Annotated in this window: 27 protein-coding genes and 3 pseudogenes; 13 read left to right on the forward strand and 17 right to left on the reverse strand. The window is 25.2% G+C overall.

The features are described from left to right. Positions 1-8: 8 nt before the first annotated feature. Both ABNT63_RS03800 and ABNT63_RS03805 read right to left on the reverse strand, forming a co-directional pair. Positions 9-173: a hypothetical protein gene (locus ABNT63_RS03800; RefSeq protein ID WP_348736583.1), complete on the reverse strand. Its 165-nt coding sequence runs from the start codon at positions 171-173 to the stop codon at positions 9-11. 626 nt (positions 174-799) lie between these two features. Further along, positions 800-1,036, reverse strand: coding sequence for a hypothetical protein (locus ABNT63_RS03805; protein WP_348735110.1), 237 nt, complete (start codon positions 1,034-1,036; stop codon positions 800-802). 320 nt (positions 1,037-1,356) lie between these two features. Between ABNT63_RS03805 and ABNT63_RS03810 the strand changes: the two genes are divergently transcribed. Beyond that, a complete protein-coding gene (locus ABNT63_RS03810) occupies positions 1,357-1,926 on the forward strand; it encodes a hypothetical protein (protein WP_348736585.1) in 570 nt (189 codons plus the stop codon). A 98-nt stretch (positions 1,927-2,024) separates the two neighbouring features. Here the strand turns inward: ABNT63_RS03810 and ABNT63_RS03815 are convergent, their stop codons facing one another. Continuing rightward, on the reverse strand, positions 2,025-2,288 hold the full coding sequence (locus tag ABNT63_RS03815) for a hypothetical protein (protein WP_348736587.1): 264 nt from the start codon (positions 2,286-2,288) through the stop codon (positions 2,025-2,027). 127 nt (positions 2,289-2,415) lie between these two features. On the opposite strand from ABNT63_RS03815, the gene ABNT63_RS03820 reads away from it, so the two are divergent. The 8 genes from ABNT63_RS03820 (at position 2,416) to ABNT63_RS03855 (ending at position 7,588) form a co-directional block, all read left to right on the forward strand. Beyond that, positions 2,416-2,889 (forward strand): hypothetical protein, encoded by a 474-nt coding sequence (locus ABNT63_RS03820; RefSeq protein ID WP_348736589.1) that lies wholly within the window; start codon positions 2,416-2,418, stop codon positions 2,887-2,889. A gap of 3 nt (positions 2,890-2,892) precedes the next feature. Then, the gene (locus ABNT63_RS03825; RefSeq protein WP_348736591.1) at positions 2,893-3,336 is read left to right on the forward strand and encodes a hypothetical protein; all 444 of its coding nucleotides are present in this window, start codon (positions 2,893-2,895) and stop codon (positions 3,334-3,336) included. A gap of 134 nt (positions 3,337-3,470) precedes the next feature. Continuing rightward, on the forward strand, positions 3,471-4,181 hold the full coding sequence (locus ABNT63_RS03830) for a hypothetical protein (protein WP_348736593.1): 711 nt from the start codon (positions 3,471-3,473) through the stop codon (positions 4,179-4,181). Between the two features lie 16 nt (positions 4,182-4,197). Beyond that, positions 4,198-4,980 (forward strand): TrmH family RNA methyltransferase, encoded by a 783-nt coding sequence (locus ABNT63_RS03835; RefSeq protein WP_348736595.1) that lies wholly within the window; start codon positions 4,198-4,200, stop codon positions 4,978-4,980. Beyond that, complete coding sequence (yihA, locus tag ABNT63_RS03840) at positions 4,980-5,579, forward strand: ribosome biogenesis GTP-binding protein YihA/YsxC (RefSeq protein WP_348736597.1); 600 nt, start codon at positions 4,980-4,982, stop codon at positions 5,577-5,579. Before ABNT63_RS03835 ends, yihA begins: the two co-directional genes overlap by 1 nt. A gap of 107 nt (positions 5,580-5,686) precedes the next feature. Further along, entirely contained in the window at positions 5,687-6,487 is an 801-nt protein-coding gene (locus tag ABNT63_RS03845; RefSeq protein ID WP_348737149.1) for a PTS transporter subunit EIIC, read from the forward strand. A 146-nt stretch (positions 6,488-6,633) separates the two neighbouring features. After that, positions 6,634-6,777 (forward strand): hypothetical protein, encoded by a 144-nt coding sequence (locus tag ABNT63_RS03850; protein ID WP_348737212.1) that lies wholly within the window; start codon positions 6,634-6,636, stop codon positions 6,775-6,777. A 262-nt stretch (positions 6,778-7,039) separates the two neighbouring features. Beyond that, the gene (locus tag ABNT63_RS03855) at positions 7,040-7,588 is read left to right on the forward strand and encodes a hypothetical protein (RefSeq protein ID WP_348736599.1); all 549 of its coding nucleotides are present in this window, start codon (positions 7,040-7,042) and stop codon (positions 7,586-7,588) included. Here ABNT63_RS03855 and ABNT63_RS03860 read toward each other — a convergent pair. Further along, positions 7,581-8,753: a DUF3137 domain-containing protein gene (locus ABNT63_RS03860; RefSeq protein ID WP_348736601.1), complete on the reverse strand. Its 1,173-nt coding sequence runs from the start codon at positions 8,751-8,753 to the stop codon at positions 7,581-7,583. The two genes, ABNT63_RS03855 and ABNT63_RS03860, sit on opposite strands and share 8 nt — an antisense overlap. A gap of 183 nt (positions 8,754-8,936) precedes the next feature. Here ABNT63_RS03860 and ABNT63_RS03865 point away from each other — a divergent pair, with 183 nt between their 5' ends. Further along, positions 8,937-10,820, forward strand: coding sequence for a prolipoprotein diacylglyceryl transferase family protein (locus ABNT63_RS03865; RefSeq protein WP_348736603.1), 1,884 nt, complete (start codon positions 8,937-8,939; stop codon positions 10,818-10,820). Positions 10,821-11,021: 201 nt separating this feature from the next. On the opposite strand, the gene ABNT63_RS03870 is transcribed toward ABNT63_RS03865, so the two are convergent. Further along, on the reverse strand, positions 11,022-11,951 hold the full coding sequence (locus tag ABNT63_RS03870; protein WP_348736605.1) for a DDE-type integrase/transposase/recombinase: 930 nt from the start codon (positions 11,949-11,951) through the stop codon (positions 11,022-11,024). A 339-nt stretch (positions 11,952-12,290) separates the two neighbouring features. Between ABNT63_RS03870 and ABNT63_RS03875 the strand changes: the two genes are divergently transcribed. Then, positions 12,291-12,707 carry a lipoprotein gene (locus ABNT63_RS03875; RefSeq protein ID WP_348736607.1) on the forward strand — a complete coding sequence of 139 codons (417 nt, stop codon included), beginning with the start codon at positions 12,291-12,293 and terminating at the stop codon, positions 12,705-12,707. A gap of 25 nt (positions 12,708-12,732) precedes the next feature. On the opposite strand, the pseudogene ABNT63_RS03880 reads toward ABNT63_RS03875, so the two are convergent. From ABNT63_RS03880 to ABNT63_RS03935, 12 genes and pseudogenes are all read right to left on the reverse strand, one after another. Then, positions 12,733-14,066 (reverse strand): annotated as a pseudogene (locus tag ABNT63_RS03880) (spiroplasma phage ORF1-like family protein); the annotation flags it as partial. Further along, positions 14,047-14,244, reverse strand: coding sequence for a hypothetical protein (locus ABNT63_RS03885; RefSeq protein ID WP_348736609.1), 198 nt, complete (start codon positions 14,242-14,244; stop codon positions 14,047-14,049). The pseudogene ABNT63_RS03880 and the gene ABNT63_RS03885, both read right to left, overlap by 20 nt. Further along, positions 14,237-14,545, reverse strand: coding sequence for a hypothetical protein (locus tag ABNT63_RS03890; protein ID WP_348735630.1), 309 nt, complete (start codon positions 14,543-14,545; stop codon positions 14,237-14,239). The genes ABNT63_RS03885 and ABNT63_RS03890 overlap by 8 nt, the downstream gene beginning before the upstream one ends. 11 nt (positions 14,546-14,556) lie before the next feature. Then, the gene (locus ABNT63_RS03895; RefSeq protein ID WP_348736100.1) at positions 14,557-14,793 is read right to left on the reverse strand and encodes a hypothetical protein; all 237 of its coding nucleotides are present in this window, start codon (positions 14,791-14,793) and stop codon (positions 14,557-14,559) included. Next, positions 14,786-15,229 carry a hypothetical protein gene (locus ABNT63_RS03900; protein WP_348736611.1) on the reverse strand — a complete coding sequence of 148 codons (444 nt, stop codon included), beginning with the start codon at positions 15,227-15,229 and terminating at the stop codon, positions 14,786-14,788. Before ABNT63_RS03900 ends, ABNT63_RS03895 begins: the two co-directional genes overlap by 8 nt. Next, a pseudogene (locus tag ABNT63_RS03905) lies at positions 15,222-16,233 on the reverse strand (hypothetical protein). Before ABNT63_RS03905 ends, ABNT63_RS03900 begins: the two are co-directional and overlap by 8 nt. Then, positions 16,190-16,435, reverse strand: a complete 246-nt coding sequence (locus tag ABNT63_RS03910; RefSeq protein ID WP_348736613.1) for a DUF2649 family protein — start codon at positions 16,433-16,435, stop codon at positions 16,190-16,192. Before ABNT63_RS03910 ends, ABNT63_RS03905 begins: the two are co-directional and overlap by 44 nt. A gap of 152 nt (positions 16,436-16,587) precedes the next feature. After that, positions 16,588-17,023, reverse strand: a pseudogene (locus ABNT63_RS03915) (DUF3627 domain-containing protein). A gap of 157 nt (positions 17,024-17,180) precedes the next feature. Further along, positions 17,181-17,486, reverse strand: coding sequence for a DNA adenine methylase (locus ABNT63_RS03920; RefSeq protein WP_348736615.1), 306 nt, complete (start codon positions 17,484-17,486; stop codon positions 17,181-17,183). Positions 17,487-17,537: 51 nt separating this feature from the next. After that, a complete protein-coding gene (locus ABNT63_RS03925) occupies positions 17,538-17,966 on the reverse strand; it encodes a DNA adenine methylase (RefSeq protein ID WP_348736617.1) in 429 nt (142 codons plus the stop codon). Between the two features lie 219 nt (positions 17,967-18,185). After that, positions 18,186-18,404 (reverse strand): hypothetical protein, encoded by a 219-nt coding sequence (locus ABNT63_RS03930; RefSeq protein WP_348736619.1) that lies wholly within the window; start codon positions 18,402-18,404, stop codon positions 18,186-18,188. Further along, a complete protein-coding gene (locus ABNT63_RS03935) occupies positions 18,337-18,555 on the reverse strand; it encodes a hypothetical protein (RefSeq protein ID WP_348736621.1) in 219 nt (72 codons plus the stop codon). Before ABNT63_RS03935 ends, ABNT63_RS03930 begins: the two co-directional genes overlap by 68 nt. 746 nt (positions 18,556-19,301) lie before the next feature. Here ABNT63_RS03935 and rny point away from each other — a divergent pair. Continuing rightward, complete coding sequence (gene rny, locus ABNT63_RS03940; protein ID WP_348736623.1) at positions 19,302-20,810, forward strand: ribonuclease Y; 1,509 nt, start codon at positions 19,302-19,304, stop codon at positions 20,808-20,810. 89 nt (positions 20,811-20,899) lie between these two features. Further along, on the forward strand, positions 20,900-22,258 hold the full coding sequence (gene ffh, locus ABNT63_RS03945; RefSeq protein WP_348736625.1) for a signal recognition particle protein: 1,359 nt from the start codon (positions 20,900-20,902) through the stop codon (positions 22,256-22,258). The last annotated feature ends 303 nt before the right edge of the window (positions 22,259-22,561 follow it).

The raw sequence follows: 22,561 nt of genomic DNA on the forward strand, positions 1-22,561 counted from the left end.
AAAACCTCCTAAATTATTCCTTTGATTTTTTTGTCAATTTGTAATATTTTTCATCCATCGGATGCTAAATCTAAAATATCGTTAATTTTATAATATTGAATATATGAAACAATAACATCTCACTTGTCTTTAAATAAATTTAAGTACATTTTGGCTCATTCTAAACATTGCAAATCATAATGCTTTTTATGATGTTAAATACGACAATTAATAGGTTGACAATTAACTCAATCAAATGATGTTGTTATTTCATTTCAAGTTTTATTAATATACAAACTTTTATATTCTGTCATTTATTTTTCCTTCTATTTTTAACTCGCTGGCACTCACTCCTAAGTGAAAGTGCCAAGCGAGAATTAGTTATATAAGTATTTATCTATTTACTTACTACGCCATCCGCCTTAGTGGGGTGAGCGGTGGTGGTATGTTAATTGTTTGAATATTTAATAATACACAGTTGTTTTTTCTTTTTGCCGCCAGAGAGTTTTCTCTCTCTTCATCCGCACCATTTCAGGTCAAAGCGTTCAGTTTTTAAAATAAATTCACTTGCACTTTGAAGAGCCTAGTGCTGGCTTTGTGGTTTGTAAAACCGCTGCCACTTCTAAGAAGTAATATCTATCGTAAATTTATTTATAAAGTGTCCATCTCAATATTTATTGTCGTTTGATGTTGACTTCGCACTTATCACGACTATCGCTTGTTAAAGCGTCTATTATTTCCGGACTTACATTACCGCTGGGCTAGACCGCCATGTGGAATAAAAACACTTAGTTATTAAAAATAACAGTCCCACACTGCATTAAATTGTTTTATAAAATTTAAGTTTTAAAAAACCCGTTTCTCAATCAAAAATAATTTTTGAATTTTCTATTTTTTGATAAAACCGCTTTTGTTTTTTATTTTTTGTCCGATTTAATAAATCTTTATGTTTTTCACAAGTTCATAAAACCTTATTTAATGAAAACTCTTCAGTAATAAATGATATTGTTTTATAGCAGTTATCAATATCACAAATTTGTTGTTGCTTATTTTTCATTACTTACTCCTTTCTTTTATTAAGTTTTTTTATTAGCAAATTAATTAACTGAAACAGAGAAAGGACAACACCTTAAAATTGGAGAAAAAACAGGTACACTTTGTAAAGATTTCTAAGATATTTAATAAATGTGTAAACAACTTAAGGAGAGTATCAAAAAGTTGTAATAAAAGTTTCTATTTTAAGATTTTAAAATGCTGTCCTTTCTCTGAATCAATTAATAATTTTGGTTTTACAAATAAAAAAAACCATTTTAGTAAATGGTTTAATTATTATTCTTATTCAATTTCTATGTATTTGTTAAAACCCTTCTTTTTTACATGCGACCAATTTTTAAAATTTATTTAGATAAGTTAAATAAATTAGAAGAAATGGAAAGCAAAAGTAAATTAAATATTATTAATATTTTTTTAGTCATTGAATTATTATCAATTTCGTTTACAACTGCCGTTTTATTGTTAAAAAATGAAATTAAATTTGAACAAGTTAAAGAATATTTAAAATTTGCTTCTCATTTTTATAATAATAAATTAAAAATTAATCCTAATACTGTGAGCTTATTAGTTGAAATGTCAGTCGAAGAAAAACAAAAATTTTCAAATTTATTAAAAGAAGAAAATGATATTGTTAACAAATATGTTATTAGATTAAATAATGTCTTTTTAATTAAATATGAAAATGATTTATGAGAACGATTTAATTCATTATATGATATTGAAAAACAATATTTTAATTCTCATAAAAAATTCCAAAAATGAAATCAAAAATTAGAAAAAGTTTTAACAAATATCATTACTGAAAAGAATTTTAATAATATCCATCAGTGAGATGTCAAAAAAGAAATTAATCCTTTGTATCATCAAAAAAATATTACAAATGAAAAAAAATAAAAAAAATATTACCATTTCTTCCAAACAAATCATATTTTGAACCAAATAAATGTAATTATTAAAAAAGATAATATTAAATATATTATCTTTTTATTTTATTATACTGTTTTAGCAAGACGTTGAGCAATTGATGGTTCACCTTTTGCTCAGAAGATAATAACAAAAACGGTTCCAATAACTGTTACCATTAAAATTCATTGTAAAAAGGAACATAATCCGTAAATAAACTTTCCTTTTCGATCCTTTGGACAGTCTGTTCCAAAAATTAAAGTCCCAACAGGATTAACATTGAAAATTAATAAAATAACATTTAATCAACAAAAAAGAATATTAAAAAGCGATGATAGCATTCTTTTAGCCATAATAAAGCCTCCTTTCAGATATATATAATTATATAATGTTTATTACAAACTTATTATCTAATTCAAAAATTTTCTTTATTTTAATTTATGATATAATAATTATGCTCAGTTTTTGGAGAAAATAATAATGAATGTAAAAAAAACACATAACAATAATGACCTTATAAATTTAAAAAATAACGAAGAACTTGTTAAAAAACATTATAAATATTGAATCAAATTTAAAGATGAGTTATTTGAGTACTTATTAGAAATAATAAAACTTGGTAAGATTAAGATGTTTTATTGTAATAATTACCACCAGGGGAAAGATATTGATGATTTAAATATTTATGATCTTTTTTTCGGATTTAGTTTTGATAAGATTAATGTTAAAACAGAAACAATTGGTCATTTTATTGTTGAGTTATGTAACGAATGTAATCAAATGAATGATGTTACTAATTCATATATTAAAGTATTACAAAATAATGTTGCATGTATTTATTGCAAGAAATTACTTTACCAAGATGACGAACACTTATTACTTGATAATAATAATTATTGCTCACGAGAATGTTTACGCAAATATCTGAATAAAACAATTAAAGAAGGAGAGTAAGTTATGAAAACCAAAGTTTTGAATAACAATAAATGATTAGATAAAATAGCTGAATCAGTAGTAAAAATTCAAACACTAACGAATATCCCATATGTTGATTGTCATACATGTAATTATGAAAATCAATCGTCAAATTTACTTTTTGCTAATTTATCATATGAAATATTATCAGTTTTAATTAAAACAACTTGTGGGTATGATATTGCGAAAGGAGTTAATTTTTCACGCATTGTGAATGACCATGGTGATAATTTTGAATTATTAGGAGAAGCAATTACTGAATGTTGAGTTCATAAAGAAAAAACTTGTAGTCATCACTTAAATGAATCAAAAGTATTTGTTTGCTATCAATGTGATAAACCTAAACCAAAAATAATGTGCATTAATAACGTTAATGTTTGTTCATTAAAATGTTTAAAAGATTATTTAAATGCTCAAGTAAAATAAATTTTATAATTAAAAAAGGAAATTATGATTATAATGGATTGTTTGTTAATTTCAAATTATTACTTTACTTAACAAAATATCAAAGATAAAATTATAATTAGTAGTTAATTTTAACTAAAAAGGAGGTTGAGGGAATGCCATCATATTATACAGAACATATTTTAAAATTAAAACAGCTAAAATTAAAGGCACCATTAACTGATAGGGAAATTAATGCTATTGTAACAGCTTTTAAGCATTTAGTTTGTAAAATTAAAAAAGATGCTGTTGTTATTAAGCATCAAAAATTTGGATATGAACTTTTTCATAGTAAAGCAGACGACAAATATTGAGCATATGCTCTTACATTTACTGAACCTATTAATCCATTAAAACCAATTTATAAACATCATTGAATTGGTAATGCTTTTATTGGTTATGGGTATAATACATTAGAAGAAACAATTAATCAAACTTTTAAAATGATGGAACAAGGACCAACTGCACAAACAAATTTTCGTGATTATTTAACTAGTTGAGATGAAGAGAAAGACCGCATTTTCTTAGGTTGAGAAGAAAAAGAATGGTCTTTTGAAAAATATCAAAAATTTCAGCGTTGATATGAAAAAAACAAGGTTAAAATTATGGCAAAACAAATTGGAGTTAAGGATGCCGAAGATTATAATAAAGAAATTAATGATAAAAATAATAGGTCTGGATTAGCGGTTTTATTAGGGAAAATGCAAGATCCACCAAAACGCCCCCGAGCAATGGCTGTTGTAATGCGCGAAACAGTAAAGACAAAAGAAAAATGAGATGACCCAAAAACCAAAAAATACCTTGTTGGTTTTATGTATGTCAATTAAGAAAGCATTCCATCTTATGAATTATCGAGAAATTAATTCAACGCAAAATGAACATATTAAATTATTGGCAAAATTAAAAGAAAAAAAATACCGAAAAGAATTTAATTTAGCCTTAATTGAAGGATGAAACATTATTGATGAAGCATTACAACAAAATATTGTTGTTGAAATTTTAACAACAAAAGCAAATCAACCAAAATTAAAGAATTTTAATAATATTTTATTAACAATAGTTCCGAAATTAATTTTAACTAAGTTGAGTCAAAGCAAAAATAGTCAAAATATTATCGGTATGATTGATTTAACGAAGGTTAAGGAACAAAATAATTTTCAATTTAATCAAAATATTCTTTTATTAGAAAACATTCAAGATCCAGGTAATGTCGGAACATTAATCAGAACTGGCCTTGGTTTTGGTTTTACAAATATTATTTTGTATAATCATACTGTTGATCTTTTTAATGATAAAGTCTTACGTGCTAGTCAAGGTGCGATTTTTAAAGTTGCAATTAAAGAGATTGGTTTAAATGAAATTAAAAACTTCCAATTAAACCAATATAAAATTATTACGACAGGTTTAAATCAAAAAAGTGTTTATTTACAAGATTGTCAGTTTAAGCAAAATGACCGGTATATTTTAGCATTGGGTAATGAGGGGCATGGCCTTTCCACCACATTGCAAGAAATTAGTGATTATAATGTACAAATTAAAATTAATTCACAACTTGAGTCATTAAATGTTGCTCAGGCAGGAACAATTTTAATGTATGAAATTAATCGTCAGATGGAGGAAAAATAATGTTTAAGTTTAAAAATGCAAGTTATGTTACATCAGCGGTTAATAAAGCAGGTTGAATTAATGATGATTTATTAGAAATTGCTTTTTTAGGGAAAAGTAATGTTGGTAAATCAAGTTTTTTAAATATGTTGACAAATCAGCGCCAATTAGCAAAAGTTTCGCAAATTCCTGGGAAAACCCGTATGTTAAATTTTTTTGCAATTAATAATAATCAATTTCGAATTGTTGATGCACCCGGATATGGGTTTGCAAAAGTTGGCAACCAATATAAGATGGATTTTGCAAAAATGATGGAAGAATATTTAACTCAACGCCAAAATTTAAAATTTGTCTGTTTGTTAGTAGATTTACGTCATCCACCAACTCAAGATGATTATGAAATGTATCAATATTTAAAACATTTTAACATTTTGACCGTTTTAATTGGAACAAAACTTGATAAGGTCAAAAAGAATGATATTCAAAAGCATGAAAAGATTATTAAAGTTAAATTAAATTTTGCTGATAGTGATTATTTTATTAAAACATCAAGTCGAAATAAAATTGCCCGTGATGAATGTTGAGCATTATTTGCAAAATTATTAAATTTTAATGAATAGTTAAAATATTTTAAATTAATAAACTTATTAAAACTATTTTTACTTGAAAAATTCAATATACAGGGCAACTAATTCCGGCAATTGGAGTAGCCTTTTTTGGGGTTTATTTAGAAAAAGGATTAAATCGAATTGTTTCCACTGTTCTAAAACAAATTTTTGTACCATTATTAACGATTTTATTATCTTTTACAGTTGGATTATGTTTAATTGGTCCAATTGGCTATATCATTGGAAGTGCAATTTCAGTTGGATTAAGTTGAGCGTTAGTTAATCCAATTGCAAAATATTTCTTTGGACCAATTTTAGGATTATTATATGCGCCAATCGTAATTACTGGTGTTCATACGATGCTTAATGCAGTAATGATTCAAGATACAGTTCAAATTGGGGGAACATTTATTTTTCCAATTTTATGTATGTCAAATATTGCCCAAGAAAGTGCCACTTTAATGTTTACTATTAATAACCGAAAGGACCCAAAAATGAAAGAAATTGGAATTTCTGCCACAACGTCGGCTTGATTGGGAGTAACTGAGCCAGCATTATATGGAATTAATTTACGCTTTCTGTATCCATTCTTAGCAGCAATTGTTGGTTCAGCAAGTGGCGCAATGTTATTAACCGTTGCAGGCGTAACTTCAAATGGAATTGGAAATGGGGCATGATTAGGAATTTTATCAATTCAATCATTTAGTCAAATCCAAGGTGTTCAAACATTTATTGGTACGGGTTATGCGTGATTTATTCTTAGTGCATTACTAACAATGAGCGTAACAATGGCCTTAACATGATTTTTAGAAAAACTTTCACGTTTTACAAAATTACGAGATGAAATATTACAAGTTAAGGGGACAAGTTTAATTAGTTTTAAAAAACAACCAAAAGTGGTTGAAAATATTAATAAATAAATCTTTGAAACGATAAAGGAGATTATAAATGAATAAAATAAATTGGTCGTATAAAGAAAATTGGGGTTTTTTATAAAAACAAGAAAAAAATGTCTTTATTTTATTGAACTAAATAATATTTAAAAACAAAAACCCCAATCTTTTACATGCGACCAATAAATTTTCAAGAAGCGATTGTGTATGAAATTCACCCACAATCGTTTTATGACAGCAATCATGATGGTGTTGGTGATTTACAAGGAATTATTCAAAAATTAGATTATTTAGCAATGCTAGGAGTTAAAATTTAAAAATTGATTATTTAAATAATGAAAAATGAAAATTAGCACCCCATGAGTCGGCTAAACTAGTAGCAAAAATTAAGGAATGACAGAGCCTGGTGCAAGCAGCGGGTTGTTGGTTAGCTAATTTTTTAAATAATCATGATCAACCACGGCATTATCACGTTTTGGTGATCCGGAAAATTATCGTTTTGAATCAGCCACAGCTTTAGCAGCTGTTGTCTTGTTACTACGAGGAACGCTATATCTTTATCAAGGAGAAGAATTTGGCATGGAAAATAATAATTATACCAAGATTGAACAGTTAAAAGATGTTGAATCAATTAATTATTATCACATTCTTCAAAATGAAAGAGAACAACCAAATGTTATTTTAAAAGTATTAAGTGCACGTTCACGCGATAATGTTCGTACTCCAATGCAATGAAATAATCAGCAATTTGCTGGGTTTAGTACACATAAACCATGAATTGATGTTAATATGAATTATTTAAAAATTAATTGAGAAAAAGATTATCATAGTTCACAATCAATTTTTAAAGCTTATCAAATGTTAATTCAATTTCGCAAAAATAATCTTGCCTTTAGTTATGGAGAGATTGAATTTGTTGAAATTAATCCAGTAATATTAAGCTTTTATCGTTATTATAAACAAAACAAATTTTTAGTATTAATTAATTTATCTGCGCAAACAATTCCAATGCCAGATAATTTATTGCCTGAAAAAACGATGTATAACAATTACTCAACTTTTGATAAAAAAATTAATCCTTATCAAGTTCTTGTGTTTGATTATTTAATGTCAAAACCATTTAAATAATCAAACCCTTTTTTAAATTAAATAAATCTAGTTCAATTTTAGCAATTAAGTCATCAATACAATTTTGGATATTTCTATTTCTTGCAATTATTGGTTTTCAAATTTGGTTTTGATGGTGGGCTTTTGTGCTATAGAAGTATTTATCTAATAAAAGAGTAAATTTATCGTTAACAAATGACATTGATAAAATTTCTTGATATTTGTTACTATTATCGATTAAATTAGCCATTGCTTTTGGGGTTAAAATTTTACGTAATTTTATAGGGTCTGTTGTATTAATATCAAAAAGATTAGGAAATTCTGTTCCTTCTAATTCAATTTCTTTATTATTTAAAATAAATTTTTTAAATTTACTTTGGTGTGGCACAATATTGGCTTCAATTTCAAGGTTTTTTGGTAAAGTAGCTGCAAAGAAAAAGTAATTTTCAGAACGCTTCATTTCAATTCATAATAATAAATAGGTGATATTAATTCCATTTGCAATACTATTTGATGTTTTTTGGACTTTTGATTTACTATTAGAAAGCGAAGCTAAAACAATTAAACCAATAAAAAGACAAAAAATTAATGTTTTTAAAAAAACCATTGTTTTACGAACAGTAATAATACCTAATGAAAAGGTATTATTTTTTATTGTGCCATTGATAACTTTATTATCAATTTTTTCTTCTAAGCTACTAACGCGAATTAAACTTTGTTGTAATAAATTATTTTTTTTGGGATTTTTACTAAAACTAGTGAAATTGGGTTCTGGGATAATCTTAAAATTATTACTTATTTCATCTAAAATAACTTCATCTTTTCAAAAATCAGCAATTGCAATTCGGTAATATTCATTATAATGTAATCGATTAAGAAAAAGACTAATACTAATAGCATCGGCTTTAATCAACATATAAACAATAATTGTTATTACTAACAGCGGTAAAGGTAAGTATATTAAATAAAATGTAAGTTCAGGGTCATTATTATTAGCAATAAAAGTAAGAATAATACCAATAAATAAAGCAGTAGTAAAAATTAAGATTAATGAACTGAAAATAACATCAACAATGATTGATTTACGTCAAAAACTAGTAATTTTTCGATAATGATTTTGTATATGTTCTTGGTGAAGTGCTTTAATTTTATTAACTGCTGTTTCTGATAACGCAGTGCTAGTCATTTGTTATTTCACATCGATTTCTAAAAAAAGTAATATTGTTTTAGGTAAATTATAATTTAAAAAAAGTAAGATTACAATTAAGTCCTAAAAATAAATATACTTTTTTATTTGAACTTGGTATATAATAATTATGCATTGTTTTATAATTTAGAAAATAAAAACACTTAAGGAGTGAAAAAATAAATGAACAGTTTATTATTAACAAGCGTACCACCAAATCCAGAATGAATTACGCCAAGTAATATACCATATAATATTTTGGCAACATATGGCGGATGAATTCATATGTATGCTGTTTTTATTACAATAGGAATGATTTGTTCGGTTTTAGCCTGTTTTATTCGAATAAAATTAAAAAAGGTTCCGATTGAACCATTAATTTGATCAATTTTTGCTATTATTCCATTTTCATTATTTGGAGCAAGTTTTTTTGGAAAATTTAATAATGATGTTAATCATCCTTGAATTTTAGAACCAGGTGATGTTCCATTTTGGTCTTTATTTGCGTTTTGAAAAGCTGGAATGAGTATTCATGGTGGTGTTTTGTTCGGAACAATTACTGGCTTAATTGTTTTTGGCATTGTTGGTTGAAAAGCAAAAGTTTCACTTTGAGTTTATACGGATTGTATTATTTCAAACATTTTATTAGGACAAGTATTAGGTCGTTGAGGTAATTTTTTTAATCATGAATTATTAGGAAGTGTTACTTCATATGATTCATTACGTTGATTACCAGCTTTTATTCGGGATAACTTATGACAGTGAGATGGTTTATCACCAGAAACAAATAACCTTGGTGAAATTTTCTTTCGCCAACCGATCTTTTTATATGAATCATTCTTTAATTTCTTAGCATGATTATTTATTACTTTTTTTATTCCTGTTGCTGGACAATTATTTAGTAAAAAACCATGGAAAAAAGACTCTAAAGAATATCCCTTTGATTTAAAATATAATTTTATTCATTTTTTTAATCGAAAATATCTTAAACCTGATAAAATGACTTGAAAAGAAGTTTGGGATAAAGCATATTTTAACTATGTACCAAACCAAAAGCAATTAGATGAAATGGCTAAAAAAAGTGGGCAAATAGATAGTTCAAAAGAACAAACTGGTTTTACCAATAGAATTAAAAAATGATGACATAATGATAGTGCTGCATTAACAAAATTAAATAATACGGGGCGTTATGTAATCACACGTAGCGGGGTGCAAACTGGTTTTTATTTCTTTTTATGAAATTTGATTCGTTTTATTTTAGAAACACAACGTGATGATGACACAAGTTTATTTATTAAAAATCATCGTACGCTAGATTATACGGTCTTAATTTTAATTGCCCTAATTGGTTTAGGATTAGCAATTTATGCGCAATGAGGAGCGCCGAAAAAATTCCGCAAAAATGGATTTATGTATGAAAAAGAATATGTTGATTTTCATAGTTTGCAAACATGAAAATTTGAAAAATATTTAAATAATAATATCATTATTGGCGAAGATAATTATGTTAATAAATTACCAGTAGTCATTAAGACAAAAGTTATGGAATTCTTAGGATATAAAGGTGAATCTTTTGAAAAATATTTTGAATTAAAATATGTTAAAACAAATGAACAAAAAGCAAGCAAGCACGAAGTTATTAATTATAGTTTTAAAATAGTTGCTTTACCAGGAACAAATAATAAATTTATTGATGAATTAGTTGTTAATCAAACTTTTAAATTTAATTTAAGTAAAATTTTACAACAAACAACATTAATCTTATCAAAACCTGATGATAATAATTATTTTACCTTAACGAAAAAACAATTGGGATTATTATTAAATGCTATTATTCATACTCCTGAAAAGGCAAATGAAATTAAAACGAGGTGGTATCAATTTTATCCTCATATTAATGAACAAAAAACAACAATTTTTGATCTTGATTTGAATGATTTAATTGCTTTTGATGAATTAAAAATTAATCCAAAAGCAAAAAAAATTGAAATATCAAAATTCCAATTTAAAGAAAATCAATTTTATTACTTTAATAAAAAAATTGCTTTTAAATTAAAATGAGAATAATTAACTTTTAAGAGTGTACAATAATAATAGAAAGAAATATAGTATACCACACACATTTTAGAGATTGCAACAAAACAAGAAAAAATAATAAAAAATATAATTAAAATATAAAAACATCATTAAAAATGATACATATATAAATAAAAATTCTAAAATTAACACACTAAAAAATAGTTTAAATAAAACTTTATAAATTTAAAATTATTTAGTTAAATTAGTTAAAAATTCAAATGGTGTCTGAAAATTCAAAGATTTATGCACTCTTTTAAAATTATAAAAGTAATAATAATCATTTAATTTATTTTGTAAACCAGCTGCATTCAATATTTTTTCATCAAATACAAATAACTTAGTATAATTTTGATGAAATCTTTCAATTTTACCGTTTGACTGCGAAGAACGAACAGGTGTTGTTTGATGTAAAATATTTTTATCTGTTAAAAATTTAGTAAAAGTAGTTTCTTTAACAGTACTTTTTTGATTATTCCGATGACTATTAATAAATTCAGAATCGTTATCAGTTCTAATTCGTGTTATTTTAATACCAAATATTTTTTTAAAATCACTGATTACTCTTTTAACAGAATCAATAGCATTTTCGGTGCATAATTTATCATAAATATAACCGAATACTCCTCTCATTCTTTCATCAATAAAATCATAAACATAATACTTTTTATCAACTGGAAATTTACTTGGCATAAAATATTTAGCATCCATTTGTAATAATCCTAATTCTTTAACTTCATATCTTAGGTGTTTTCTTTTAATTTCTTTAATTTTATTTTTTATTTTTAATCAACGCTTATCTTTTTTAAGTCAACGAAAAAATGTTTTTAAATTTTTTGGTGCTTTATTTTTTAATTCTTCACCATGAATTCCTTTTTTAAAATTATAAAACAACGATAAAACACCCCCAGCGTGTTTATCACAATATTCAAAATATAAATCACAAATATTCTCGCGAAAATCATTACTATATTGATAATTAATATTATTAGGAACTGTTGATTTTAATAATAAATCTTCAAAATTATTATTTGCATATGCAACTAAAATTTTATTCGCTCAATAATAAAAAGTTGAAAATTTATTTTTAAAATATTTTTTAATTAAGTCTTTTAATAACAACTTAGTTTCAAGAAAAAACTCCTTACATAAATTTATGCAAATATTTTCTTTTTTATTCTTTTATAATATTTATTTTGATAGTTTTTACTTAAAAAATCTTGCAATTTTGCTTGTAAATCGCTTAAATTAGAGTTATTAATAATATATTTCATTAATTCACCTCATTTTTTAAAAAATATAGTATAGTTATACCATTTAAAATAATTTTTATAAAACTTCAAACTTTTTTAAACAATCATAACCATAATAAGTATGTATCGTTTCTAAAATATATTTAAAAATGCTTATATATATATATATATATAATGTCAATAGAATTTGATAAAAAAAGGAACAAATATGAAAAATTTACTTACTATTTTAGGAACAATCGGATTAACAGCAACAAGTACAACATCATTAATTAGTTGTGAAAAACCAAATAATAGTGAAAACGGTGAGGATAATAAACCTGAACCTACAACAGAACCAGAACAACCGCCAGTTAAAAGTAATTGAAAATTAATTACTGATAAATATATTCCACGAGATACTGGATGATACATTATTTCTTATAAATGATTTGGAGAATTTAATATTATTAAAGTAAATAGTTCAGAAAAATACGGAAATGATATTAATAAGATTATAGGTAGTTCATTTAATAATTATGAAAATATTAATATTTATAAGTGAAATTTAGATAATGAACCTATGGGCTTTCAATTACCTAAAATTAACATAAACACTGGTGAAATTACTGATTGAAAAGGTTAAAAAAGAACTTAAAAATAGTTCCTTTTTATATTAATCGCACAAATTTCATAAAAATAATTAATAAAAATAAATTAGTTATTGTACTATATAATGCAGGACTAAATTTTCATACTTCGAATGTTTGACTGAAAAAACTATATATTGTTTGAAAAATTTTACCAACACCACTCGCTAGTTCGTTTACTTGTTTTATACCAAGAATATTATTCACAATTCAAATTGCCGCATTTCTGATATGACACGCTAAATTATATCAACTACAACTTTCATATTGTGCTTGTCATCATTGACTATCGGGAAATAATCCACCATTATTTATTTCTTGTCAGTTATAAATACCAAAATTAAAGTCATAATATAGATACATATCATTTTCTTTTTGGGCTTGTAATTCAAAGACATTATATCCGATTTTTTGTTCTTCCATTTTCTTATATTTTAAACCATACTTGTTTTTTAAAATGCTTTCAAAAACATAACCTTCATTTTGATTAATATTATAATCATTTGAAACTGAAAAATCATAGTTAAACACATTACCATAATTTTTATTATAAAACCGATTTTTAAACGCTGAATACAATTTAATATCTAATTGTTTGTATTTATCAGAAAAATAAAAGTAACGTGGATAAATTTTAAAACCATTATTCGCTAATAAATCATATTTTTTATTATATCCTTGCACATAAGTATTATTTTCTAAATCAAAAATTGTTCGTAAATAATCTTTATAAAAATTTTGAGAAACCGTAAACATACTATTTAATAATTTTTCAAATTGAGTTTTATTAATATTGCTTTTCTCAATTAATACATCTGTAAAATTAACTAATTTTAAACCAAAAAAGTTAATTAAAACCATATCATATTGTAAATTATCAATATATCCACTTTCAATAAAATTACTACGATTTTGAAATACTGGAACTAAAGCATGAGCAAAAAATGCTTTTAAAAATTTATTAATATCAATTTGACCCTTCATTTGTTCAAAAATCTCTTTACCAGTATTAGGAAATTACCCTGATAATAATTATATGTTTCAGCACTAAAATTAAATGTATTTTCCTTATCTTTCATAAAAGAAAATAAAAAACCTAAATCATCAGTATACCGATAATTATTATAATCATATCCATTTCAATATTGCTTAAGATGTGTTAACTCTAAACTCCCAGCAATAATGTTATTATTTTTATCAATCGTTAAAATCATCCGATAAATTGATTTAAAACTATTTTTTCATAAACTTTCATCAACAATTTCAAAATCAAAGATTATTCGTTGTGTACCAACAATAGAACTTTCATAATTGGGATTACCCCCTTGCTGAACTCTAATATTTTCTTGAATAATAACATCTAAATTTAATAAAATCAGTTTCATTAATACCAGTTTCTACATTCCGCTTTGTTCTTGCTTTTTCTTTTGTTTGTTGTGATTGATGGTTTTGTTGTAATGTCATTGCCCCTAACGAGAAAAAAGAAATCAATAAAATTGGTATAAACGAAAATAATACTAAAAACTTACGCATTATTTTTTACCAACTTATTTTTATGATTTTCTTTTATTAATTTGATAATTTCATTAAATAAATAACCATAAAAATAATGAATTATTAAGATATATCACAATATATCAAATCATAAACCATAAATTATATAAAAATTTATACCAGCATATTTCTCTTTTAATTCTTCAATCGTTGAAACTGTATCTAAAATACATACAAGCGTTAACGAAAAACTTATAATAAGATATAAAATTAAATCAACCCAAGAAATAAATAAACCATTTTGTTTCTTTTCTTTTTTATTTTCTACATTACTTTTCATAAATTTAACTCCTAACTATAGAATGTTTTTGAAACAATAAACCCAATAATATATAAACTTGATATTGTTAACATTAACGGATGACTAAATAAAATCGCCATTTTATCAAAAATAGATAACAACCAAGTATCAGAATTATATAAATCCATAATAATATTTTTTGCTGATGTCAACTGATTAATAATAACTGTAATAAAACCAGTACCAAATATAGCGATTGCCGCAACTAATAAAACTAACTTAATCATATAAAATCAACTCCTTACTTATTTTTTTTATTCTTTTATTACTATGAATTCTTTTAAATCCTTGTTCTCTTGTTTTTGCTTGTCTTGCTAAACTTGATAACTGTTGTTTATTGCGACTAACTTTAAATTGTTTACGTTCTTCAACATGTTTTTGTATACCTTGTTTGGTATCTAAAACTCCACGAGCTGTTGAAGAATATAATTTTGATGTACTATTTTGAACAGTTGAACCTAATTCATTATATTGTGTTGATGTACCATGAATAGCATAAATTGATAATTTAATAACCATAAAAAAGATCACAAAATAAGAAATCGTTGTTTTTGTCATTGGCAATTTAGTATTTCAAATCACATCAAAAATAAACAAAAATACATCAAAAATAAAACTAAAAATTTTGTCTCAATTACTACTTTCTGATAATAAATTAATCATCTTTACCACTTCCTTTTTCTTTTTTAGGTTTTAAATTCTTTTTCAAAATATCAATATCAAACAATTCTAAGCGTTGTTTATTATTTAATTTTGATATATCTTTTCAAAAGTATTCTTTTTTATTAACAACCTCATCGTTTTTCAAATCACGAACAAAACTTAATCAATAACTATCGTATTTATTAGCAAATTCAAGCGGAATAATTATCTTAAAAAACCGAATTCCTAATCCAACATCCGACTTATGTTTTGCTCGTTTACCTTCTGACAATCGTTCAACTGATTTTGTTTTTCAAATTTCATAATCAGTAATATCTTGAAAAATACCAATTCGCATAATAAAAAAACGATTAAAAATATTAAATCCTTTTTAACAATTGGTTTTTTAAGTGAAATTGGAATAATAATACCACTTGCTAATTGCCTAATATTGTTTCAAATCATACCCTCACGCTGAGCAGTAAACAAAGCACGATGTCCAAAATGTCTTGCTAAAACAATTCACGGTATCTTACCACTATGAACTTTTTTATCATCGTGCGGACTAGTTCCATCAATATATAAATAACTTTCATCAAATAAAATAACACTATCATCTGGAGGAACTGGTTTTGTTCGATCAGTAAAATCCAAATTTTTAAATGTTAAAACTTTAACCTTGTCATCTTCTAATGGATAATTACTATAAATTTCATCTGTTAATAATTTCATAGACTGAGACAAATAAGTTAAAAGTAATGTTTTACCTGTTCCTAACTTACCAATGATAACTGACAAAGGGTTATCTCAAACAAAATCAACTAACCTAAATGCATTTAACTGATAAAAAATATTTTTTCATAATCACCAAAAAAATATACACATTGTAAAACAAATAATAGTCAAAATACTAAACCATTATAATTTAATGAAATTATTCAAAGTAACAAATCAATTAAACTAAACAAAACCATTGAACCGCTAATATAACAATAATTTTTTAAAAAAAATACAAAATTTTTCATTTTTAAAATACCCAACTATTTTAAAAATCATTCACAATAAAAACCAAGTTAAAAACAAAATTACAATTCAAACACCAACCATCAAAGTTAAATATTCATTTTGTGTTAAATTTAAAGTTGTAATATTTTCAACATTTGTTTTATCTATAAAAAAAAAGACATGAATAAAAAACTCTTTTAATTTTTCTCAATCATTTTGCATTTTTAAAAACTCCACATTTTTTGAATAAGTTTAAAAAACATTCCAAAAAATAAAACGATAAATAATACAAACGATATAACATATATAAATTCGGGAGCATTTGAACCAATAATATAACTAATAAATTGAATTCAATAATCATATAAACTCATTTAATTTAAATCTTTCAAATCATTAATTAATTCTTGGTCTTTTTCAACAGTTCAACTTGTTAAATTATTATTGTTATTTGTTTTTACTTTTTGAGGTTCAGCAGGGAATAATGCTTTTTTTCATTTGTATAAAATAATTTTGTTTATATTGATTATACAAATTAATTATTTGTGTTCCAGTTAAATATTTTCAAACATGTCGTTTTAAATTTTCATCATATTTCACAATAGGATAAGAATTATCATAAATCAAACCGATTGCTACTTGATTTGAATGTTTTTCACTAGGATAAATAAATTTATTACTCAATCAAAAACCAATATGTTTATTGTGGTTAGGTAAATTTATAAACGAAGCTTTGTCAGTTTGAAAAACTATAAATTCTGTTCGAATAAAATAATTTTGTATGTTAATATTCTTCTTATAAAAACTCATAAAAACACCTTACTTTCCATATTATATTTATACAATGCCGTATTAAAACCACTTTTATAATTTGGTTTATGATACATTACTCAAAACAAATTACCAACAAATTTTTTATTCAAAATAGAATGACAAATTTGACATTTAAGTTTAATAATTAATCACACTACCTAAAATTTGTAATAATTAATTCTTGGCCAAGTTTTGGCTTTTTATTATGTCAATTAGTAGAACTATACACTCATTGAAATTCATTAATATTAAATTCTTTAAACAAGTCTTTAATAAATTCAGAATTATCAATACTTAAAATTCATTTATCTTTAATATTTAAAATATTATCTTTTAGTTCATAAAAGTTCATTTTTGAATGTTTATAAACTCTTCCTTCATTATAAAAATATGGTGGATCTAAATATCAAACAATATTTTTATCCATATAATATTTATTAATAATATTTTTATAGTCCAAATTATAGAACTCAATATTATTTTTAGGATCAACTAATAGTCTTCTAACATTTTAAATTCTCAATAATTTATTAAAATTAAAATTTTGTTGTAATCTTTTATCTGTTCAAGTTCCTCATTGTAAACCATTAAATGTTAATGCGTTCTTAATTAAAAATTCTTCACCAAAATTTAAACAATAATCATCAAACATTTTTTGTTTTAATTCGTTAATAGTTTTTGAATTAGGATATGCTAATTTTTTCAAATAATCCAATTCAATTAAATGAATACCATATTGTCAAAATTCAATTAAACTAGTATTCAAATCATTAAAAACTACTTTACTGCATAATTGTTGATCTAAAATATTTAATGCTACGGAAGCACCGCCACAAAATAAATCTATAAATTTATCAAATTTAGCCGGTAATAATGCTTTAATTTTATCAAAGTGTTTAGCTTTTCCACCTGGCCAAGACAACGGACTAATAAATTTCATTCTAATCCTCCTTTACTATAAAATGTTTAAATAATGTATATGTATTGTAATAAACATTGTTAAATATATAAAATTAAAAATTAAGGCACACTGAAAATAACTACTTAGTTTTAACTAATAGCTATTAAAATATAAAATTATACGTTTATAATTAATCAACTCACATAAAAGCTAGTGTGCCAAAATATATGAATAGCTATGGATCAGTTATAATAAATATTAAAAGCCTTTAACCATGACACGGAAAAAGTTTAATATCTTAATAATAATAAATAATCCAAATGGAATTAAAATAATTCACGCATCACCTAAAAAGATCATTAACTGCGGTAAAATACCATATACAGCATCTTTTACTTTACCCATTGCATTACCTAACCCAGTTCAAATAGAATCCATTCCAGTCCCAAAAGTAACTGCATCTGCTAAAAAATTCATTATTTTCTATCCTCCTTGTTTTCAATTTCTTTTTTTTTTCTTTTTTCTTACCTTGAATTTGTCTAACTTTTTGATAAATTGATAAACCAATTCACGCAAAAATACCTAACAAAATCAAAATACTAAATATTCATGTTAATCATACTGGCATGATATAACTCCTTTCAATAAATTAAAAAATTGAAATTTGCAAACTCGCTCCGCTCGTTGTCGCTTTGCTCCACTTAAAAAACATTATTGAATAAATTATCCGCTAATAAATTACGCGGAATAATTTATTCTTTTACTTTTTAATTTTAATATCTTTTGCAATCTTATTGACAGTATTAATAACATTATCTTTTCCATACTTTTTCACTAACGACCGCAAAATAAAATATTGCTTTGTTTGCATAATTTCAACTCCTTAAATTAAATTTTCTATACATAAAAGAAAAAACAAGATTATATCTTGTTTTTAACTAACAACTCGTATCTTTGCAACAGTCCCCTATTTTTTAGTATGTTAAAATATGAAATTATTTTTTGTATTTTTATTTTTTTGTGTTACTATGTTTTTATAAAAGAAAAAAGTTTCTTGTTTTTAAATAAATTAAGTAATACCCATTTATATGCAACACTCTCAAAATATTAAATGATTTTTTTTCTAATGAAATTAAAAAGAAATATGACGTTGAAATTGATTAAAATTATATTAAAAGTTAATAAAAATAATAAAAAAATATTAAAATATAGGGTTGAAATGAAAAAATATTCGTATAAAATTAAAATCTTCTGCGAAAATTTTTCTAAAAAAGAGTATAATAATATGTGGCAATGATTTCATTGCTAATATTCCACTTATATATTTAAAATTAATACTTCTTACTTAATCTTTTAAGTAAAGGAGAAATAATTATGCAAACACACATATGAGTAATTATCCTTATTGCTGTTGCAATAGGTTCTTACTTTCTTGGATATTTATTTGAAAAATATTTAAGATTTAAATTAATCAAAAAAGCAGAAGATAAAGCAAAAAAAATTATTAATGCTGCTAAAGCAGATGGACGCGTTGAAGCAGCACAAATTAGACAAGAAATGAAAGATGAACTAACTCGCAAACGTGAAGAATTTTTAGCAACCGAAAAATTTTTAGTAGATAGAGAACGTTTAATTGTTGAGAGAGAAGAAGTATTAAATAGCAAAGAGCAAGAAGTGTTTCGCAAGAAAGAAGAATTGCAAGGAAAGATTAACTATTATCAAGAAATGGTAGAACGAAATCTTCATCAACTTGAAAAAGTTGCCGGATATTCACTTGAAGAAGCAAAAGATGTTCTTTTTAAAGAAATAAGTGATCGGTATCAAAAGAAAATTGGTGAATTTTTACGAAATGCTGAAAATACTGCAAAAATTAATGCCAAACAAACAGCCATTAACATTATTACTACTGCAATTGAACGTTATGCAGCAAAAGTTGTGGCAGAAAAAACAACAACTTCAATTTATTTAGAAGATGATAATATGAAAGGACGAATTATTGGGAAAGATGGACGTAATATTCGTACATTTGAAATAGCGGCAGGCGTTGATTTAATTATTGATGATACACCTAATGTTGTACAAATTTCATCTTTTAACCCAATTCGTCGGGAAATTGCAAAAAAAACTTTAGAAAAATTATTACTTGATGGCCGAATTCAACCAACGCGAATTGAAGAAACAATCAAATTAGAACAAGAAGAAATCGAAATGACAATTCTTGAAGCAGGAAAAGAAATTGCGGCTGAATTAGCAATTGATAATTTAGATATTGAATTAATTCGTCACTTAGGAATTTTAAAATATCGAACTAGTTATGGTCAAAATGTCTTATTACATTCTGTCGAAGTAGCAAAATTAGCAGCAATAATGGCAAGTGAACTGGGGTTAGACCCTGCAATTGCAATGCGTGCTGGGTTATTACATGATATTGGAAAAGCAGTTGATTTTGAAAATGAGGGAAGTCATGTTACTTTAGGTGTTCAAATTGCAACAAAATGTAATGAACATCCAATTATTATTAATGCAATCGCTTCGCATCATGGCGAAGTACCAGTAACTAGTCCTTATTCTGTTTTAGTATCAGCAGCTGATACGTTGTCAGCTGCTCGTCCAGGCAGTCGTAATAATACTGTTGAAAATTATATTGCTCGAATGAATGAGTTAGAAAAAATTTGCCAAAAAGTCCATGGTGTCCAATCAGCTTATGTTTTACAAGCAGGACGACAAATTCGAGTTATTGTTAATCCAATTATTAATGATGATGCTCGTACTCATAAAATTGCGCTTGATATTAAGGAAAAAATTAAACAAGCAAAGGCAATTCCTGGTGATATTGTTATTACAGTTATTCGTGAATTACGAGTTACGGAAACTGTTATTTAAAGAATAAAATTTTTATTCTTTTTTATGTTAATTTTAGTATAATTAATTAATAAAAGTGTATTTTTTATAAAAATTAAAGGAGAAAAAATATGATTGGAGATTTTTTAGCGAATCGATTGAAAAAATCAATTGAAAAAAATATGAAAAAATCAACTTTAACGACTGATGATATTACTGAAACAATGCGTGAAATTCGATTAGCATTATTGGAGGCTGATGTTAATAATGAAGTAGTTAAATATTTTATTAAAGCTGTTGAAGCAAAAGCACGGGGTGAATATATTCTTGATGGATTAAATGCATCACAAATGATGGTTAAAATTGTGCATGAAGAATTAGTTAATATATTTGGAAAAACAGTTAAAGAATTATCATTTACTTCAAAACCAACAATTGTAATGATGGTTGGTTTACAAGGAAGTGGTAAAACAACCACAACGGGAAAAATTGCTAAGTTAGTTGAAAAGAAATATCACAAAAAACCATTATTAGTTGCTTGTGATATTTATCGACCAGCAGCGATTGAACAATTAAAAACAATTGGGAAAAATTTAAATATTGAAGTTTTTGAGCGCGGAACACAAAATCCAGTAACGACTGCGCAACAAGCAATTACTTATGCAAAAGATAATAAAAATGATTTTATTTTAATTGATACAGCTGGACGTTTACATATTAATGCTGAGTTAATGCAAGAATTAAAAGAAATTAAAAATAATATTACTCCGGATGAAATTCTTCTTGTTGTTGATGGGATGACAGGGCAAGACATTATTAATGTTGCGACTGAATTTAATCAGTTATTAAAATTAACAGGAGTAGTTGTTACAAAACTAGATGGTGATGCTCGTGGTGGGGCTGCTCTGTCAATTACACATTTAACAAAATTACCAATTACTTTTATTGGAACTGGAGAAGGAATGAGTAATTTACAAATCTTTTATCCTGACCGAATGGCTGATCGAATTTTAGGAATGGGAGATGTTCAAACCTTAGTTGAAAAAGCAAAAGATGTATTAGATGAACGTGATATCAAAAAAACAATGAATCGAATGATGATGGGACAGTTTGATTTGCAAGATTTATTAAACCAAATGCGCCAAATTTCAAAAATGGGTAAAATGGGCGGAATTATGAAATTATTACCTGGAATGCCAAAATTAAGTGATGAAAAAATTGCTGATGCTGAACGAAAATTAAAAGTAATTGAAGTATTATTATCATCAATGACAGTTAAAGAACGTCGTGAACCACGATTATTAAAACATTTATCACGAAAAAATCGGATTTTAAAAGGCTCAGGACGAACTGAAAAAGAATATAATGAGCTAATTAATCAATTTGAAAAAACAAAAAAACAAGTTGATGAAATTGCTCGTCAAATTAAATCAGGGCGTATGCCAAATATTCCCGGGATGGGTGGTCTAAGCGGAATGGGTTTTAATTAATCTATTTAAGAAAACTGTTTTTTAAACAGTTTTTATTTTGTGACACAAAATAATGTTGTTTTAACAAAATTATTTCTAAATAATAAAATGACTATCCAAGATTGAACATTATAAATTATTAAAAGTTTTAGAAAAGGAAAAACATATGAAAGAAAATAGCAAAAAATGGTGAATGATTAATTCAACATTAGTTTTAATGGTAACGGTTTTTGTCAGTTTTATTCTGTATGTCTGATATCTTGGTTATTTAAATCTAAGACCACTTTAGTTAGGGACAATTGTTACTGACCTCAATTTAAAAAC

The organism is Spiroplasma endosymbiont of Ammophila pubescens (genome assembly GCF_964020965.1).
Classification (GTDB): domain Bacteria; phylum Bacillota_I; class Bacilli_A; order Mycoplasmatales; family Mycoplasmataceae; genus Spiroplasma.